The sequence below is a fragment of the Shewanella sairae genome (assembly GCF_023283535.1).
Classification (GTDB): domain Bacteria; phylum Pseudomonadota; class Gammaproteobacteria; order Enterobacterales; family Shewanellaceae; genus Shewanella; species Shewanella sairae.
Map to the genome: position 1 here is coordinate 65,913 of NZ_JAKILT010000016.1, position 17,596 is coordinate 83,508.

At 41.9% G+C, this 17,596-nt stretch carries 13 protein-coding genes and 1 tRNA gene; 11 read left to right on the forward strand and 3 right to left on the reverse strand.

The annotated features are described in order from the left end of the window. Nucleotides 1-35 precede the first annotated feature (35 nt). The 6 genes from L2748_RS09105 (at nucleotide 36) to L2748_RS09130 (ending at nucleotide 7,455) form a co-directional block, all read left to right on the forward strand. Entirely contained in the window at nucleotides 36-1,214 is a 1,179-nt protein-coding gene (locus L2748_RS09105) for a thiamine pyrophosphate-dependent dehydrogenase E1 component subunit alpha (RefSeq protein WP_220783322.1), read from the forward strand. A 3-nt stretch (nucleotides 1,215-1,217) separates the two neighbouring features. Continuing rightward, nucleotides 1,218-2,195 carry an alpha-ketoacid dehydrogenase subunit beta gene (locus L2748_RS09110; protein ID WP_220783323.1) on the forward strand — a complete coding sequence of 326 codons (978 nt, stop codon included), beginning with the start codon at nucleotides 1,218-1,220 and terminating at the stop codon, nucleotides 2,193-2,195. A 9-nt stretch (nucleotides 2,196-2,204) separates the two neighbouring features. After that, nucleotides 2,205-3,782 carry a dihydrolipoyllysine-residue acetyltransferase gene (locus L2748_RS09115; RefSeq protein WP_220783324.1) on the forward strand — a complete coding sequence of 526 codons (1,578 nt, stop codon included), beginning with the start codon at nucleotides 2,205-2,207 and terminating at the stop codon, nucleotides 3,780-3,782. A 149-nt stretch (nucleotides 3,783-3,931) separates the two neighbouring features. Next, nucleotides 3,932-4,999 carry a quinolinate synthase NadA gene (gene nadA / locus L2748_RS09120; RefSeq protein ID WP_220783325.1) on the forward strand — a complete coding sequence of 356 codons (1,068 nt, stop codon included), beginning with the start codon at nucleotides 3,932-3,934 and terminating at the stop codon, nucleotides 4,997-4,999. 192 nt (nucleotides 5,000-5,191) lie between these two features. Beyond that, on the forward strand, nucleotides 5,192-7,186 hold the full coding sequence (locus L2748_RS09125) for a methyl-accepting chemotaxis protein (protein WP_220781842.1): 1,995 nt from the start codon (nucleotides 5,192-5,194) through the stop codon (nucleotides 7,184-7,186). A 179-nt stretch (nucleotides 7,187-7,365) separates the two neighbouring features. Continuing rightward, nucleotides 7,366-7,455 (forward strand) — tRNA-Ser (locus tag L2748_RS09130). A gap of 40 nt (nucleotides 7,456-7,495) precedes the next feature. Here L2748_RS09130 and L2748_RS09135 read toward each other — a convergent pair. Together L2748_RS09135 and cls are read right to left on the reverse strand one after the other, a co-directional pair. Then, nucleotides 7,496-8,158 carry a sulfotransferase family protein gene (locus tag L2748_RS09135; RefSeq protein WP_220781841.1) on the reverse strand — a complete coding sequence of 221 codons (663 nt, stop codon included), beginning with the start codon at nucleotides 8,156-8,158 and terminating at the stop codon, nucleotides 7,496-7,498. A 77-nt stretch (nucleotides 8,159-8,235) separates the two neighbouring features. Beyond that, nucleotides 8,236-9,693, reverse strand: a complete 1,458-nt coding sequence (gene cls, locus L2748_RS09140) for a cardiolipin synthase (RefSeq protein ID WP_220781840.1) — start codon at nucleotides 9,691-9,693, stop codon at nucleotides 8,236-8,238. A 168-nt stretch (nucleotides 9,694-9,861) separates the two neighbouring features. Between cls and L2748_RS09145 the strand changes: the two genes are divergently transcribed. The 4 genes from L2748_RS09145 to L2748_RS09160 all read left to right on the forward strand — a co-directional run bounded on the left by L2748_RS09145 (nucleotide 9,862) and on the right by L2748_RS09160 (nucleotide 15,620). Next, nucleotides 9,862-10,728 (forward strand): endonuclease/exonuclease/phosphatase family protein, encoded by an 867-nt coding sequence (locus L2748_RS09145; RefSeq protein ID WP_220781839.1) that lies wholly within the window; start codon nucleotides 9,862-9,864, stop codon nucleotides 10,726-10,728. A 154-nt stretch (nucleotides 10,729-10,882) separates the two neighbouring features. Continuing rightward, nucleotides 10,883-12,814, forward strand: a complete 1,932-nt coding sequence (locus L2748_RS09150; protein ID WP_220781838.1) for a RecQ family ATP-dependent DNA helicase — start codon at nucleotides 10,883-10,885, stop codon at nucleotides 12,812-12,814. Nucleotides 12,815-12,985: 171 nt separating this feature from the next. Further along, nucleotides 12,986-14,758, forward strand: a complete 1,773-nt coding sequence (locus tag L2748_RS09155) for a DUF885 domain-containing protein (RefSeq protein ID WP_220781837.1) — start codon at nucleotides 12,986-12,988, stop codon at nucleotides 14,756-14,758. A gap of 178 nt (nucleotides 14,759-14,936) precedes the next feature. Beyond that, nucleotides 14,937-15,620 (forward strand): response regulator transcription factor, encoded by a 684-nt coding sequence (locus tag L2748_RS09160; RefSeq protein WP_220781836.1) that lies wholly within the window; start codon nucleotides 14,937-14,939, stop codon nucleotides 15,618-15,620. Nucleotides 15,621-15,774: 154 nt separating this feature from the next. Here the strand turns inward: L2748_RS09160 and ald are convergent, their stop codons facing one another. After that, nucleotides 15,775-16,890 (reverse strand): alanine dehydrogenase, encoded by a 1,116-nt coding sequence (gene ald / locus L2748_RS09165; RefSeq protein ID WP_220781835.1) that lies wholly within the window; start codon nucleotides 16,888-16,890, stop codon nucleotides 15,775-15,777. A gap of 180 nt (nucleotides 16,891-17,070) precedes the next feature. Between ald and lrp the strand changes: the two genes are divergently transcribed. Continuing rightward, entirely contained in the window at nucleotides 17,071-17,574 is a 504-nt protein-coding gene (lrp, locus tag L2748_RS09170; RefSeq protein WP_220781843.1) for a leucine-responsive transcriptional regulator Lrp, read from the forward strand. Nucleotides 17,575-17,596: the final 22 nt, after the last annotated feature.

The window sequence follows — 17,596 nt, forward strand, 5'->3', positions numbered from 1 at the left end:
AGCGTTAGCGACACCGCCAATAACAAGAGCACATTATGAGCAACGCAACAACGAATGCTGAAACAGTCCATCGCGTGAGCTTTCTCGATAAAGACTCACTGTCGATCCCGATTTTAAAAGTTTTACAAGCAGACGGCACCGTATATGAAAATGCGGTTTTACCCGTTATCGACGAGACATTGGCCAAAAAGGTCCACGATACTTGTGTATTCACGCGAGTATTAGACGAGCGTATGTTGGGTGCGCAGCGTCAAGGTCGTATTAGCTTTTACATGACCTGTACTGGTGAAGAAGCATCAATCATTGGTAGCACCGCCGCGTTAGATGATGGCGATGTGATTTTAGCGCAATATCGTGAGCATGCCGCTCTACGTTATCGCGGTTTTACTACTGAACAATTTATGAATCAGATGTTCAGTAATGAAAAAGATTTTGGTAAAGGCAGACAAATGCCAATCCATTACGGTAGCCAAGCTTTAAACTACCAAACGATTTCATCACCTTTGGCTACCCAGATCCCACAGGCGACGGGTGTTGCCTATAGCCTTAAAAGGCAAAATAAGCGCAATATTGCCATTTGTTATTTTGGTGAAGGCGCTGCATCAGAAGGTGACTTCCACGCCGGTTTAAATATGGCTGCGGTATTAAATACGCCTGTTATTTTCTTTTGCCGTAATAACGGTTACGCCATTTCGACACCTACTGAAGAGCAATTTAAAGGCAACGGTATTGCCAGTCGCGGTGTGGGTTATGGTATGCATACTATCCGCGTTGATGGTAATGACATGCTTGCTGTGCTTGCTGCGACTCAACAGGCACGCGCGTTCGCGCTAGAAAATAATGCGCCAGTTTTGATTGAAGCAATGACATATCGACTGGGCGCTCATTCATCATCAGATGATCCATCGGGTTACCGCTCAAAAGATGAAGAAGCTAAGTGGGAACAACACGATCCTGTTAAGCGCTTTAAATTATGGATGATTAACAAAGGTTGGATGGATGAGCAAACAGATGCAGATCTTTACGTTAAATACCGTGAAGAAGTGTTATCTGAGCTTAAAGTGGCTGAAAAAATACCGACGCCACACATCGATTACATTATCGAAGATGTGTATGACAAGCCGACGCCAATTTTGCAAAAGCAATTAGCTGAACTTAAAAAGCATATTAAGAAATATCCAGAATCCTATCCAAAAAGCGCAGGGAGAGTATAAGCCGTGGCTCAAATGAATATGTTGCAAGCCATTAACCAAGCCCTAAGCTCGGAAATGGAAGCGGATCAAACAATGACGGTGTTTGGCGAAGACGTCGGACATTTTGGTGGTGTATTTAGAGCAACTTCAGGTCTACAAGAGAAGTTTGGTCGTGATCGCTGTTTCAATACGCCTTTAACCGAACAGGGCATTGCGGGTTTTGCTAACGGTTTAGCGTCGAATGGCATGACAGCAGTAGCTGAAATTCAGTTTGCCGACTATATCTTCCCTGCAATTGACCAGATTGTGAATGAGAGTGCTAAATTCCGTTACCGCAGTGGTAACGAATTTGATGTTGGCGGACTGGTATTTAGAACGCCTTATGGTGGCGGCATTGCCGGTGGTCATTATCATTCTCAGTCTCCAGAAGCGTATTTTACGCAGACGCCAGGTCTTAAAGTGGTTGTGCCGCGTAACCCTGAACAAGCTAAAGGGTTACTTATTGCGTCGATCCGCGATAAAAACCCGGTGATCTTTTTCGAGCCAAAACGCTTATACCGTGCATCGGTTGGCGAAGTGCCTGAAGGCGATCATGTCATTGAGCTAGGTAAAGCGGAAGTGGTAAAGCAGGGCACTGACATTACATTATTAGGTTGGGGCGCACAGATGGAAATCCTTGAAAATGCGGCTGACATGGCTGCAAAGAAAGGCATTTCTTGCGAAATAATCGATTTAAGAACCTTATCTCCTTGGGACGTTGACACAGTTGCAGAGTCAGTCAAAAAGACTGGCCGTTTGTTGATCAACCATGAAGCGCCGTTAACTGGTGGTTTTGCGGGTGAGATTGCTGCCACTATCCAAGAAGAGTGCTTCTTGTATCTTGAGTCTCCCATTGCTCGAGTATGTGGCTTAGATACGCCGTATCCTTTGATCCACGAAAAAGAATATATGCCTGACGCGTTAAAGACATTTGAAGCAATTATTGCTTCGGTCAAATTTTAGGAGCCGGCCATGATTAAAGATTTTATCCTTCCGGATATTGGCGAAGGCGTTGTAGAGTGCGAATTAGTTGAATGGCTAGTGTCTGAAGGCGATAGTGTTGTTGAAGATCAACCTATTGCTGACGTGATGACAGATAAGGCCTTAGTGCAGATCCCTGCGCCAAATGCCGGTGTTATCACCAAGCTTTTTTATGCAAAAGGTGAAATTGCTAAAGTACATGCGCCTTTGTATTCGGTTGATGTGGTTGAAGAGGGTGACAATGCTGCTGCAAACCAAGCTGAAACCAAGGTTGTTGCCGAGCAAAATGTTGAAGCTACACAAGCGCCACAAAATACATTGCCTGCGGGCTTCACTATTGAAGAGTTCTTATTGCCGGATATCGGTGAAGGAATTGTTGAATGTGAACTTGTTGAATGGCTAGTCGAAGAAGGCGATACGGTCGTTGAAGACCAACCTATTGCTGATGTGATGACAGACAAAGCACTGGTGCAAATTCCGGCGATTAAAAACGGTAAAATTGCTAAGTTACATTACCGTAAAGGCCAACTTGCAAAGGTGCACGCGCCGTTATTTGCAATTGAAGTTGCCAGTGACGTGGCTGTCGCGACGCCCGCTCAAGTAACCACGCCAACTGAGACGCCTAGCCAACAGAACAATGAGCCTGTTGTACAAGGCAAAGCGCTTGCAAGTCCAGCGGTTCGCCGTTTGGCGCGTAGTTTAGACATCGATATTGCTTCAGTAACTGGCTCTGGTAAAAATGGCCGAGTTTACAAAGAAGATATTGAACGCCATCAGTCGGGTCAGGCGGTGAGCACTGCGCCGGTAGTAACCAGCCAAGCGGTGGTCAATCAAACTGCTGTTTCAGCATCTGATAAGCGACAAGGTGATAGAGTTGAGCCGATAAAAGGCGTTCGCGCTGTTATGGCGAAGATGATGACTGAATCTGTTTCAACGATCCCTCACTTTACCTATTGTGAAGAATTTGATTTAACGGATTTAGTTGCGCTTCGCGAAAGCATGAAGAAAAAGTATTCCACTGATGAGCTTAAGCTCACCATGATGCCTTTCTTTATGAAGTCGATGTCACTTGCGTTAAGCCAATTCCCTGATATGAACAGTCAAGTGAATGCAGACTGCACAGAGCAGACGTTCCTAGCAAGTCATAACATCGGTATGGCAGTGGACTCAAAAGTTGGTCTTCTTGTTCCTAATGTGAAAGATGTGCAAGACAAAACCATTTTAGAAATTGCAGCGGAAATAACCCGCTTAACGACTGCAGCGAGAAGTGGGCGAGTATCGCCAAGTGATCTAAAGGGCGGCAGTATCTCTATCTCTAATATTGGGGCATTGGGCGGGACAGTGGCAACACCTATTATTAATAAACCGGAAGTCGCGATAGTAGCGCTGGGTAAGCTGCAAGTATTGCCTCGCTTTAATGATAAAGGTGAAGTGGAAGCACGTAAGATCATGCAGGTAAGCTGGTCTGGCGATCATCGCGTAATCGATGGCGGCACCATTGCTCGATTCTGCAACTTGTGGAAGCTCTATCTAGAGCAGCCGCAAGAAATGTTACTCGCAATGCAATAACATTATTTATCGATTAAAGGCGCGAGAGATAGCGCCTTTTTTATACCAGTCTTGTCTAAAACCGATTACGCCAATCAGTATTAGTAGTTTTAAATTTGTAAACAATTCCGTATAATTCCGCTAATCTGTTATTGCCCATTGGTTGTTCTATGAGCGCGTTAGCCCCAATTATTGAAAATATTGAATATCCTTTTCCGCCTAAGCCAACTCCTTTATCTGATCAAGAAAAAGCTGAATCTAAAGCAAGAATTAAACAGCTACTAAAAGTAAAAGATGCAGTATTGGTTGCGCACTATTATACCGACCCTGAAATTCAAGCATTAGCTGAAGAAACTGGCGGCTGTGTTTCTGATTCATTAGAAATGGCGCGTTTTGGCCGTGATCACCCAGCAAAAACGTTAATTGTTGCTGGCGTTAAGTTTATGGGCGAGACCTCAAAGATCTTAAGTCCAGATAAAACCATTTTAATGCCAACACTTGAAGCCACGTGCTCATTGGATCTCGGTTGCCCAATTGAAACCTTCAGTGACTTTTGCGATGCTCACCCAGATCATACCGTGGTGGTTTATGCCAATACATCAGCGGCAGTTAAAGCTCGTGCTGACTGGGTAGTCACTTCAAGTATTGCGCTAGAGATTGTTGAACACCTAGATAGCCAAGATAAGAAAATTATCTGGGGTCCAGATCGCCATTTAGGCAGTTACATCGCTAAGCAAACTGGCGCTGATATGCTGATGTGGCAAGGTGAATGTATTGTTCATGACGAGTTTCAGGCTAAAGCATTACGTGAGCTTAAAAAGCTGCATCCAGAAGCGGCTGTGTTAGTTCACCCTGAGTCACCAGCAAGTGTGGTTGACTTGGCCGATGCAGTTGGCTCGACTAGCCAGCTTATCAAAGCAGCGCAAACTATGGATAACGACATGTTTATCGTGGCTACGGACAAAGGTATCTTTTATAAGATGCAACAAGCTGCGCCGAATAAGAATTTGATTGCTGCGCCAACAGGCGGCAACGGCGCAACCTGTAAAAGCTGTGCTCATTGTCCTTGGATGGCCATGAACGGCCTTAAAGCGATTGAAAGCGCACTAGAGAACAAAGACTCAAGTGATCATGAGATATTTGTTGATGATACATTGCGTTTAGATGCACTTAAGCCACTAGATAGAATGTTGGACTTCGCTGCAACGTTAAACATGAAGGTTAAAGGCAACGCTTAAAAATAAAGCACTAAAGTTCAGTAACTTAAGATTATCAACTACTGAATTTTTACAGAATAAGTTGATCTATAACAATAAGCCCGTTAATACGGGCTTATTTTTTATAAAAAAGTTAAAATATTTATTTACCTTTCTTCTGTTTTGACTATGCTAACCACATAAATAATAACAATTAATCTTGGTTGGTAACGAATGAAATGGACTTGGATTGGCAACTTAACGTTAAAGCAAAAATTTGTAATTCTTATTTTTCCACCATTACTCGCTGCATTGATATTCGGTGGCTTATACGCGAAAGATGAATACCAGCTCAAAAAACAGCTAGAACATGTACTCGTACTGAGTGAACTGGCAGTAACCAATAGTGCTTTGGTTCATGAGTTACAAAAAGAGCGCGGTATGAGTGCTGGGTTTATTGGTTCAAAAGGTCAGGCGTTTTCAAAAAAGCTACCTAATCAAATTAATAATACTGATTCCCAGCTGAACATCTATAAAGTGTTCGTTTCCAGCCATCGTTTACCTGCTAATTTTTCCCATGAAATTAATGAAGTTAACGCAATGATTGATCAGCTTTCTCGAATTAGAAGCCAGGTCAGTACGCTAGCTATTTCTGTCGCTGATGAAGTCGCTTTCTACACCAAATTAAACACGCTATTACTGAGTATTGTTGACTTAACGGCGATGAATGCAGCCAATAGCGAGATCGCTATGCGCTCAGCGTCATTTGCTGCTTATTTGCAGATGAAAGAAAGGGCTGGTATCGAAAGAGCGGTACTAAGTTCTACTTTTGGTAACCCTGGTTTTAAAGTTGGCGGCTATCAAAAGTTTGTTACTTTAGTGGCTGAACAAGCTAGCTATCAAGAACGTTTTACAGCCCTTGCGAACGATAGAAATAGCAGTGATTTTCAAGCCTTGCTAAGTACAGATGCTGTCAAAGCTGTCGCTGGTTATCGTGATATAGCTTTTAAGCAATCGATTACTGAAATTCAAAGCCAAAAACCAGAACAGTGGTTTAGTACGTCAACGAAAAGAATTGAATTACTCACTGACTTTGAGCGTGTGTTGTCTAATGAGTTAGTATTTTCAACCAAACAGCTTTTATCTACAGCAACAAATAGCTTTTACGTTACGCTAATTTCAATTGGTTTGGCTGCCAGTATAGTGATTGTTTTTTCACTGTCCGTATTGCGGTTTATCCACTCAAGTATTTCGACTCTTCATCACTCTGTCATTAAAGTGCGTAAAGACTTTGATTTAAGTATTCGGATCAATCAAAACAGTAAAGACGAGTTCGGTGAGCTCGCGACAGCTTTCAATGACATGATGATCGATTTTGAGCGCGTGCTAAAGCATGTAAAGAAAAACTCCTCATCTTTATTGCAAGCTGTTTCACAAATGGAACAATACTCAACTCAATTAAAAACCGATGTTGCTCAAGGTCATGGTGAGGTTGAGCAGGTGGCATCGGCGATGACTGAAATGAGTGCAACTGTTGCCGAAATTGCGGTTAATGCCGAACGAGCCGCTGAAGCGTCGGTACAGGCTAATACAGAAGCGCAAGAAGGTAATGCCGATGTTGGGCGGACCAGTGATGCAATCACCCAGTTAGCAACTGAAATTGGCGAGTCTGCTGATGCGCTAGAGCAATTAGAACATGATATACAGGGCATTATAACAGTGTCGGATGTTATTAGTGGTATTGCTGAGCAAACTAATCTATTGGCGTTGAATGCAGCAATTGAGGCGGCTAGGGCTGGAGAGAATGGTAGAGGGTTTGCGGTGGTCGCCGATGAGGTACGGGGTCTTGCTCAAAGAGCTCAAAGTGCAACAGGTGATATCAAGTCAATGACAGATCGTCTGCGCAATGGCGCTAATGTTGCTGTTGTAGCGATGAAACGCGGTACGGAGCAAACTCAAGAGAGTGTTAATGAGTCAATACGCGCAAGCGATGAGCTAGATAAAATTGTTAATCATATCGGGGTCATTGAGACCATGAACGAGCAGATAGCCGCGTCTACATATCAGCAATCTGCGGTAGCCGAAGAAGTTAACCAAAATGCTCAAAAAATTAGTGAGATTTATCAACAAACCCATACGATTGCAGAGCAGCTCAATGCTCTGACTGATCAGTTGGTAGAGGACACTGCGGATATGTCCAAAGAGGTGAAAAAGTTCACGCTAAGTTGATTATTCCCAAAAACAACGCGTTATTGCTTATCAATTATGCAAACGTTTGAGTTTAAGGCTAATTGTCTTGACGCATTTAGGGCTTTTAAGTACAGTAGCGCTCCGTTGCTTAGCAAATATCTGTTTATCAGATGTTTAAAGGTAACCGTGGTGCTTAAACACGTAAAAGATATTGCATCGGTGAGCTGGCTGAGTGGCTGAAGGCGCACGCCTGGAAAGTGTGTTTAGGTTAATCCCTAACGAGAGTTCGAATCTCTCGCTCACCGCCATATTAGAGAAACCCGTTATCGTAAGATAACGGGTTTTTTGTTATCTGCGTTTTTTGATTTGCTGTTTATAATTATCTGCATAGGAAAAGAATTTGCGTGATTCTGGACCTGCACTATTGGCATTAATTTTATTGGGATGTTTATGCTCTTCCCAACACGCTACTTTTTTGCCGATATTGAGGTGAGGGAATACGGGCTCACCTGTATAGCCGACATTTAAAAATTGCAACAAACTCATTAGGCTTTGAGCGTCGCTCACATCTATCGAAAGTAGATCATCACGTCCGGAAAAATAAGTAAAAACTTGCTCTTTATGACGTTGATAACAATTGACCAAATGCTTCTCGTTGCAGGGATCTGCATTTTTATCGAGTTCAAATACTTGGTTAAATGTGCGCTTAAGAACAAGATTAAACTGACCAGTTTGCAAATCTAGATTGTCTTTCATCTTTCCTATTAACATTTGCATTGACGGCACCCAACGCTTTAGATCTCGCTCTAAATAAACAAATTTAGCGTTTGGATATATCTTATCGAGTTGTTTGTAGTCACAAAAGCAGGGAGAATCTGAGATCATATCTGCTAAGTCAAATGCATGCTTTGTATAGGCAGTGTGAGCAACCTTGAAGCCATAATCTAGCATGGCGACGCTAATACTGGTTGTGCCCGTTCGTGGAAGGCCAATGATAAATACTTTGCTCATGGTAATCCTAAGTTAGCCGAGTTGCTAAAATGGTAAAAGGTTCTGCTAAACTCAGAACCTTGTTAATTGAGGGCTTGTTAAAGTAGGGGACTGAAAAGATAGAATAGTCTTTCAGCTATTCTATTGGGTAATGGCCGCTTGTCCCATTCCTTTAAGTCGACGGTATTGGCGTTTTTTAAATACTCTTGTTGCAAGGCCTCAAGGTTCTGGGTAAAGACTAAATTATCAACCGCGAGAGTGACCTCAAAATTGAGCCATAAACTGCGCATATCCCAATTAACAGTACCAATCAAACAATGATTACTGTCGATAACTACTGACTTGGTGTGCAGTAAGCCCCCTTTAAAGCGGTGTATATTTACCCCAGCTTCCAAGAGTTCGCTAAAAAACGCGCGGCTTGCCCATTCAACCATGAGTGAATCATTTTTATCCGGAATAATGATATCGACTTTCACATTACGTTGAGCCGCGATCACAAGTGCCATATGTAAGTTATCACTGGGCACGAAGTAGGGGGTTGTGATGACAATGCTTCTTTCCGCTTGATAGATACTTTGTAACAGAACCCTATGGATAACCTCTTCGCGCATACCTGGGCCAGAAGGAATGACTTGCACCAGATCGGTGATCTCTGTGTCTTCATGGGATAAACATTTTGGTTGCTCAGGTAAAAATCGCTGGTTAGTTTCGACTTCCCAATCCCAAGCGTGGATGCTGCTGAGCACAGGTACTGACGTACCAGTTATTCGAACCATGACATCAATCCACTGTCCGACCCCAGCATCTTGATTAAAATACTTCGGATCAACCAAGTTCATCGACCCTGTATACGCAATGGCATTATCGATAACCACAATTTTACGGTGTAATCGCAGATCGAGTCGGCGAAAGAACATTCGAAAGGGGGAGACTGCCAAAGCACTTACCACTTCAACGCCATGTTGTTTCATGCGCTTAGGCCAGATGCTTTTGAAAAAGTGGCGGCTGCCCGCTGCATCGAGTAATAACCGAACCGTAACTCCTCGCTTAGCGCTTTGGATTAGTGCTTCTGCAACATCATCGGCCTTGCCACCTGGATGCCAGATATAGAACTCAAGCAAAATTGTTTCTTTTGCTTGGTTAATGTCTTCAATTAAGTTGTCTAAAATCTCATAGGTTTCACTGCATAGGGTTAACTGGTTGTCTGCTAAGGCTGGAATACCCACTTGTTTTTCGCAAATCGCACTGATGGACTGACCATATAGACTTGCTACATGAGGCCGATACTTTCGATATTCATACAGTTTCTTAAACCAATCTCCATAGGGCTTAAACATGAGTTCAGCCCTGAGGGCTCGCTTTTTGCCAAGATTAAGCTCACCAAACAATAGATAAGCGAAAGCGCCACCTAAAGGCACAATATAAATGATCATCAACCAAGCAAGAGAAACCCCAATTGAACGCCTTTTGGCGACAACACGGATACTGATTGCTGCAATGATTAACCAATATAGAAAGACGCCAGCGATGGTTAACAACTGATAAAACTCATACATGCTTTGTTTGATAACACTATCCTCAGGCCATATTACTTAGCGGTTAATTCTGACTCGTCGCTTTATAGCATATGAATCAATTGCTGGAATGATTATGGAACTAAATTAATAAGCTATTATAATGAAAAGATTACCTTAAATCTAAGGACAGAGTTTAATAAGTCAATTATGGTCAAAATCATCCGAAAAGTTATTTTTTTAGCGTTAATCGCTGCCGTTGCTGTGGTTCTGTATATTTATGATGCTGCTGTTATTCCAGCTGAAGATCAGTTGATCACTAACGAAGGGCGATTAGATGAACAAGCTCAATGTATTACTCAAGCGGTGAAAGAGCCGTTAGATAGTCACGGCAACTTGGATGTGACTACCTGGAATATTTACAAACAAAATAGCAGCGGTTGGGATGTTAGCTTAAAGCAATTAACTGACCGTTCAGATTTGTTATTGTTACAAGAAGCACAATTAACTCCTGAGCTAACGGCTTTTGTGGAAGAACAGTCTCTGTATATGTTGCTTGCAAGGGCGTTTAACTTTGCAGAGGAGCCTATTGGTGTAATGAATCTCAGCCGCGACCCCGCTTTAAGTAGTTGTGTATTTCGAAAAGCTGAGCCTTATATAAATTTCCCTAAATCTATGCTGGTCTCTTATTACTTGCTTTCAGATGACAGTCAGTTACTGGTGGTTAATATCCATAGTATTAACTTTACCTTTGGATTAGAAGAATATCTTGCTCAGCTTGAGGTAGTTAAAGCTGCAATGAAAGACCACACCGGTCCAATTATTTTTGCCGGTGATATGAATACGTGGAGCGATAAACGCACTGTTGCGATTGAAGACTTATTAAAAGCCACGGGCTTGGTTGAAGCTGTGCCGATAGATGACTCTCGTACTACCTTTTTTGGTCATAGATTGGATCATATTTACTATCGTAATTTAGAGCTTGTTAAGGCTGAGTCAATTATTACATCAAGTTCAGATCATAACCCTGTAAAAGCTTACTTTCGCTTAGAAAAAAAGTACCCGACTAAGCCGTAAGAAGCACCTTTACCACTGCAATTTAGTGTTGCTTGACGCCAACATTATTCATGATAGTTATCAAGCTATTGTCAGTGAAAATACAGTCAATCATCTAACCAAGGCTCGCTGCTAAGGCGGCGAGTTACTCACCAATTTATAAATAGGAAATAACATGGATAACGCTGTCGCGCTACTACAGCAGTACTTTGGCTTTAATCAATTTAGAGCGGGCCAAGATGAAGTGGTCGCAAATGTCCTTAATGGCCACAGTGCAGCTGCTATTTTTCCGACCGGCTCAGGTAAATCTCTTTGCTATCAGTTACCCGCTTTAGCTCTGCCACATTTGACCTTAGTTGTGTCGCCTTTGCTGGCGTTAATGGATGACCAATTACAGTTCCTCAAAAGTAAAGGGATCCCTAGTGCGTCGATTGACTCAACTCAGACGAATGAGCAATCTAGCGCGGTTATCCAAGGGGTCACAGACGGCCACATTAAAATTTTAATGATTTCAGTTGAGCGCTTGAATAACGAACGTTTTAGGCGGTTTATTTCTTCTGTGCCGATTTCTATGTTAGTTATTGATGAGGCGCACTGTATATCTGAGTGGGGACATAACTTTCGTCCTGACTATTTGAAACTACCTGCCTACCAAAGACAATTGAATATCCCCCAAGTATTGCTGCTAACGGCTACTGCTACCCCAAAAGTGATTGAAGATATGGGCAGCAAGTTTGGTATCGATAAACAGTGCATTACCCTCACAGGTTTTTATCGCGCTAACTTAAACTTACAAGCGGTAGGGATCAACACTGTCGATAAGATGCATTATCTTAAACAGTGGCTAAGTCAAAGGGCAGAGCAGAGCGGAATAGTATATGTGACCTTGCAACAAACCGCAGAAACTGTCGCTAAAGCGTTGGCCAATAGTGGCTTTAATGCGACGGCGTACCATGCTGGCATGGATAGTGATAAACGCAAGAATATCCAAACACGATTTATGGCGGGTGAGATCCCAATTATTGTAGCAACCATAGCATTTGGTATGGGCATAGATAAAAGTGATATTCGTTTTGTTGCGCACTATGACCTACCTAAGTCGATTGAAAACTATGCTCAGGAAATTGGTCGAGCCGGGCGAGATGGCTTGAGCTCCGATTGTTTGGTTTTAGCTAACAGAGACAACCTTAACGTTCTTGAGAACTTTGTTTATGGTGATACGCCCGAAGCAAGCGCTATTGAGCATGTGCTAAAAGAGATCAACCAAGCTGCAGAGGAAGGCGGGCAATGGGAGTTAATGTTAACGCCATTGTCGAATGCATCGAATATTCGGGCTTTGAGTTTAAAAACATTATTGGTCTATTTAGAGATGTTAAGGGTCATTAAGCCAAAATACAGCTATTTTGCCGATTACCGCTTTAAGCTACTTTGCCCTCTCGAGAGGTTATTAGCTAAATTTGATCCTGAGCGTCAAGGGTTCATAACTGAAGTGATTAATAGTTCGGATAAGGCTAAGATTTGGTATAGCGCCAATTTTAATCAACTTGAGCAAACCCTGCCTAATAGCCGTGACCGAGCCATAAAAGCACTCGATTACCTACATCAAAAGCAGCTTATTGAACTTGAAAGTAAGCAGCTAACGCAAGTATTTGATGTATATGGGGCCAATATTAATGACACCCTTGCCACTCGGTTATTTGAACGTTTTAGTCTAAAAGAAGCCAGTGAAATTGAGCGTATTAATCAATTGGTCGACTTTTTTGATAGTGAATCTTGTCTTAGTTTGCAATTAGCTCAGTACTTTGCAGGCGAGCGCTTAACAACGCCTTGCGGACACTGTAGCGTATGCCTAGGCAATATTTCCCATTTGCCTGCAGCACTCCCTTTAACGCCGTTGGCTGAATTTGATTTTCATTCACTATGTCACGAGGCGGTCACTAAGTTAGCAACCAAAGCGAGTGCGGTATTGATCAGCCGATTTCTCTGCGGTCTAACAACGCCGATTTTTACTAAACTGAAAATGCGTCAACTCGCAGGATTTAGCAAATTTGAGCAATATCGTTTTACTGATGTGCTGGCATGGGTCCAACAGAATCATACAAATTAGTCTTAGCGCTAATCGCGCTCTAGTATTAATTGCCAAGTTTGACTGTTTAACTTGTGTAACAAAGCTTGTCTAATTTAGTTTAATTACTGAAAAATTTGAGAGAACGTGATTTACTTGAGTCGATTTTTAAAGTGGCACAGACCACCAATAAACGAATTAAGGGAAGACATCATGAAAAAAGCTGCGCTACCTCTTGCTATCGCGCTCTCTTTAGCTGGCTTAACCGCTTGTCAAACTCAGTCAACTTCAGATCCGGCTGCAGTTGAAATCACCGATCAAAAAGCGGCATTTGAACAATTTAGTCAAGGTTTTATTGATGCGCTTTGGATAGAGTCACCAACGTGGGCTCTATACAGTGGCTTCCATAAGTATGACGGCGTATTAAAAGTGCCAAATGCCGCCACTCGAGCGGGGACTCTAGCTTTTATTAATGCTCAGCAAACAGCATTAAATCAATTTGATCCAAAGTCGATGACACCCGCAATGTTGACTGACTACCGCCTAATAGAAAACTTACTGGGTGAAATGAAATGGAACATTGAAACCTTTAAGTCTTGGCAGTGGAATCCTGCAAGTTACAATGTATCAGGCGGATTTGCGCAAATTGTTAATGAAGACTTTGCCCCCTTAGAAGAACGTTTACGCTCTGTGCTTTCGCGAATGGAGAATGTTCCTGCTTATTATGCCGCAGCGAGAGAAAACATCCAAAATCCAACCATAGAACATACTCAGCTGGCGATATTGCAAAACCAAGGCGCTTTTTCTGTGTTCTCAAAAGAGCTACTTGATCAAGTGATTAAGTCTGAGTTGACTAACGAGGAAAAAGCCTTATTTGCAAATCGCTTCAATAAAGTGTCTATCGCAATTAATGAACATATTGATTGGCTAAAGGCGCTAGAAGTTAAACTGGATAAAGAGGGCGCACGTAGCTTCCGCATTGGAGAAAAGCTATATGAGCAAAAGTTTGCTTTTGATATTCAGGCGGGTATGTCAGGCAAAGCTTTATATGAAAAGGCTGTCAATGACAAAAATCGCGTTCAATCTGAGATGGCGAAAATTACCCATAAAATTTGGGATAAGTACTTCGACACGCCAATGCCAAAAGACGATAATGTCGCAATCAAGCAATTAATTGATAAATTATCCGCTAAGCATGTTAAAAGAGACGATTTTGTTGACGAAGTTAGAGCGCAAATTCCGGAGCTCGTTGAGTTTGTTAAGCAAAAAGACTTAGTGACGTTAGATCCAAACAAACCACTCGTCGTGCGTGAAACGCCAGCTTACATGCGCGGTTATGCAGGGGCTTCAATTAGCGCTCCAGGACCCTATGAGAAGTCGAGTAATACCTATTACAACGTCACACCGCTTGATGGTATGAGCGATGAATCAGCTGAAAGCTATCTGCGTGAATACAACCATTGGATCCTGCAAGTGCTTAACATTCATGAAGCGATTCCAGGGCACTACACGCAATTAGTCTATTCAAACGAATCGCCAAGCCTAATCAAAAGCCTGTTTGGTAACGGTGCGATGATCGAAGGTTGGGCGGTATATACTGAACGTATGATGTTAGAAGAGGGCTACGGTAACTTTGAACCCGAAATGTGGTTGATGTATTACAAATGGAACTTAAGGGTCATTTGCAACACTATCTTAGACTATAGCATTCAAGTTAAAGGTATGACCGAAGATCAAGCGTTAGACTTAATGATGAATGAAGCCTTTCAACAACAGGCAGAAGCGGCAGGTAAGTGGCGTAGAGCAACCTTAAGTCAGGTTCAGCTAACGAGTTACTATTCGGGTTACCGTGAGATCTATGATTTCAGGGAAGAGTATAAAGCGCTGAAAGGCGAGGACTTTGATCTAAAAGCATTCCATGAAGAATTCCTAAGCTATGGCAGTGCGCCAGTTAAATATATACGCGAGCTGATGTTGAATAAATAGCCATAGTTAGCGCTAAAATAATAGAAAACAGTATTAGACCAGTAGCGAAAGCTACTGGTTTTTTTATACTTAGCGCGATTTAGCCGTAAAAAAATACACTTGTTAGATAAAATGGCTAGTAAACAACAATCCATTAAGGTAATCTAAATAAAAATTATTCTCATTAAGTTTAAAAGAAATGAAACACGTTTTATTGGTAGATGATGATCTTGTATTTCAAAGCGCGGTACAGCCAGTTTTGGAAAAGGAAGGCTTTATTGTCTCTGTCGCGAATAACGGTGTCGAAGCGTTAGAGAAATTGAAATCAAGTACGCCTGATTTAATTCTGTTAGATATTAATATGCCAGAGTTAAGCGGTATAGAGCTGTTAAAGCTCAGAGTGGATAAAGCCCCTGTTATTGTTATTTCAGCGTTGGATGCCGAGGAAGATAGAATAAAAGTCTACGAGCTTGGCGCTGATGACTTTTTGAGTAAGCCTTTTAGCTATCGCGAGCTTACTGTTCGAATTAATGCATTATTACGTCGTATCGCAGTCATTCGTAATGAAACTAACTTTGATTTGCAGCCTACACAAGAGATAAGTTTTGATGAGAGTCGGTTTGTGATCTCTATTTCCGAAAGAGCAATCGCTTTTACCCAAACTGAATTCAAACTTTTTAAGTATCTATTTGAAAGAAAAGGCCAAGTCGTTACCAAGCAAGAACTCCAGCTTAGGGTATTGCAAAAAGAGCTAGGGCAGTTTGACCGTAATTTAGATATGCACATTAGCAATACTCGACGGAAACTGTCTCAAAAACACTTACCTAAAACCCTTATCAATACCGTTCGTGGCAAAGGATATAGCTTCGCACAAGCGAGTTAATACCACTGATAGGTTTATATCCATTAAGCACCTACTCGGTGCTTTTTTGGTTTTTAGCGTAAATGAATCAATACTTAAAAATCTGGTTTTATACTTACAACAAAAAGGGAGCAGTAGCTCCCTTTGATGGTCTTAACTTAATTCGCAGAAGCGATTATTTAAGTAGAATCGTTGGATCAACAAATTCCATATTCAATGCTTCGGCGACTTCTTCACAAGTGATCTTACCGTGCATTACGTTAAGTCCATTTAGCAAGTGTTTGTCTTGTAATAGTGCTTCTCTATAACCAAGTTGAGCAAGCTTGATGATATAAGGCAATGTGGCATTGTTTAACGCAAACGTAGATGTACGCGCAACTGCACCTGGCATGTTAGCAACACAGTAATGTACAACATCATCCACAATATAAGTTGGATCTTGGTGTGTTGTTGCATGAGATGTTTCAATACAACCACCTTGGTCGATGGCAACGTCTACAATCGCAGAACCCGGCTTCATGCGCTTGATATGCTCTTTAGTCACAAGCTTTGGCGCTGCAGCACCTGGTACCAGCACGCCACCAATGACAAGATCAGCTTCTAGTACATGTTTTTCAATTGCATCAGCAGTTGAATAGATAGCTTTTACTTTATTATCAAACTGAGCATTCAGGCGACGAAGTGCATCGATACTTCTATCAAGGATCACGACATCAGCACCAAGTCCAACAGCCATTTGGGCAGCGTTAGTACCAACCATGCCGCCACCAATAATAACAACTTTTGCAGGTTCAACACCTGGAACGCCACCTAAAAGCATGCCTCGGCCGCCCATAGATTTTTCAAGTGCCATTGCACCAGCTTGAATTGACATACGACCAGCAACTTCTGACATTGGCGCAAGCAAAGGTAGGGTGCCTCTGTCATCTGTTACAGTTTCATATGCGATACACACTGAACCGCTTTTTATTAGGTCTTCTGTTTGCGGTAGATCAGGTGCAAGGTGGAGATAGGTAAAGAGTAGCTGGTCTTCACGTAGCATTGCACGCTCAACAGCTTGTGGTTCTTTAACTTTTACAATCATTTCAGACTGTGCAAAAACTTCAGCAGCTGTATCGAGGATTTTCGCCCCAACAGCGATATAATCTTGGTCGGTAAAACCGATGCCTGAGCCAGCATTTGTTTCAATAAAAACCTCATGACCACGTGAAGTCAGTTCGCGAACGCTTGATGGAACCATACCTACACGATATTCGTGATTTTTGATTTCTTTTGGAACACCTATAATCATCTTCGAGCCTCAATTTCGCATAAAAACCCATTTAATATGGGTGTAATTGTTATTTTATATCGCCTGAACGTGAATGTTTCAGGGAAATCTAGTATAGTATTCATTCCGTAGTTTATGCTGCTGAAGATTTTTCAAAAGCAGATAATAATGTTGTCATTGTCGTCAACCAGGGTTATAAATATGGTTAATAATAAAAAGAGTCCTATAAAAGACTTAGATCGTATCGATAGAAATATACTTAATGAATTACAAATTGATGGCCGCATTTCAAACGTTGAGTTATCTAAGCGTGTAGGATTAAGTCCTACGCCTTGTCTTGAACGTGTAAAAAGGCTTGAAAAGCAAGGGTATATCAAAGGTTACACAGCCCTAGTTAATCCGCATTATTTAGGTGCTTCCTTGTTAGTGTTTGTTGAAATCACGTTAAATCGTGATACTGCGGAAGTCTTTGATAAGTTCAACAAAGCAGTTCAACTACTGGATGATATTCAAGAATGCCATCTGGTTTCTGGTGATTTTGACTATCTTCTTAAGACTCGAGTATCAGATATGTCTGCATACCGTCGATTACTGGGTGAAACACTCTTGAAATTGCCGGCTGTGTCAGATACTCGTACTTATGTAGTGATGGAAGAAGTTAAACAAACTAACCGAGTAGCTATTAATACTGTTTCTGAACAGTAATGTAATACTTTTTATAACAAAA

What these genes read in the sequence shown, in the direction of transcription:
- L2748_RS09105 (WP_220783322.1), top strand. Translation starts at nt 36, where the DNA reads ATGAGCAACGCAACAACGAATGCTGAAACAGTCCATCGCGTGAGCTTT.
- L2748_RS09115 (WP_220783324.1), top strand. Translation starts at nt 2,205, where the DNA reads ATGATTAAAGATTTTATCCTTCCGGATATTGGCGAAGGCGTTGTAGAG.
- nadA (WP_220783325.1), top strand. Translation starts at nt 3,932, where the DNA reads ATGAGCGCGTTAGCCCCAATTATTGAAAATATTGAATATCCTTTTCCG.
- L2748_RS09125 (WP_220781842.1), top strand. Translation starts at nt 5,192, where the DNA reads ATGAAATGGACTTGGATTGGCAACTTAACGTTAAAGCAAAAATTTGTA.
- L2748_RS09135 (WP_220781841.1), bottom strand. Translation starts at nt 8,158, where the DNA reads ATGAGCAAAGTATTTATCATTGGCCTTCCACGAACGGGCACAACCAGT.
- cls (WP_220781840.1), bottom strand. Translation starts at nt 9,693, where the DNA reads ATGTATGAGTTTTATCAGTTGTTAACCATCGCTGGCGTCTTTCTATAT.
- L2748_RS09145 (WP_220781839.1), top strand. Translation starts at nt 9,862, where the DNA reads ATGGTCAAAATCATCCGAAAAGTTATTTTTTTAGCGTTAATCGCTGCC.
- L2748_RS09150 (WP_220781838.1), top strand. Translation starts at nt 10,883, where the DNA reads ATGGATAACGCTGTCGCGCTACTACAGCAGTACTTTGGCTTTAATCAA.
- L2748_RS09155 (WP_220781837.1), top strand. Translation starts at nt 12,986, where the DNA reads ATGAAAAAAGCTGCGCTACCTCTTGCTATCGCGCTCTCTTTAGCTGGC.
- L2748_RS09160 (WP_220781836.1), top strand. Translation starts at nt 14,937, where the DNA reads ATGAAACACGTTTTATTGGTAGATGATGATCTTGTATTTCAAAGCGCG.
- ald (WP_220781835.1), bottom strand. Translation starts at nt 16,890, where the DNA reads ATGATTATAGGTGTTCCAAAAGAAATCAAAAATCACGAATATCGTGTA.
- lrp (WP_220781843.1), top strand. Translation starts at nt 17,071, where the DNA reads ATGGTTAATAATAAAAAGAGTCCTATAAAAGACTTAGATCGTATCGAT.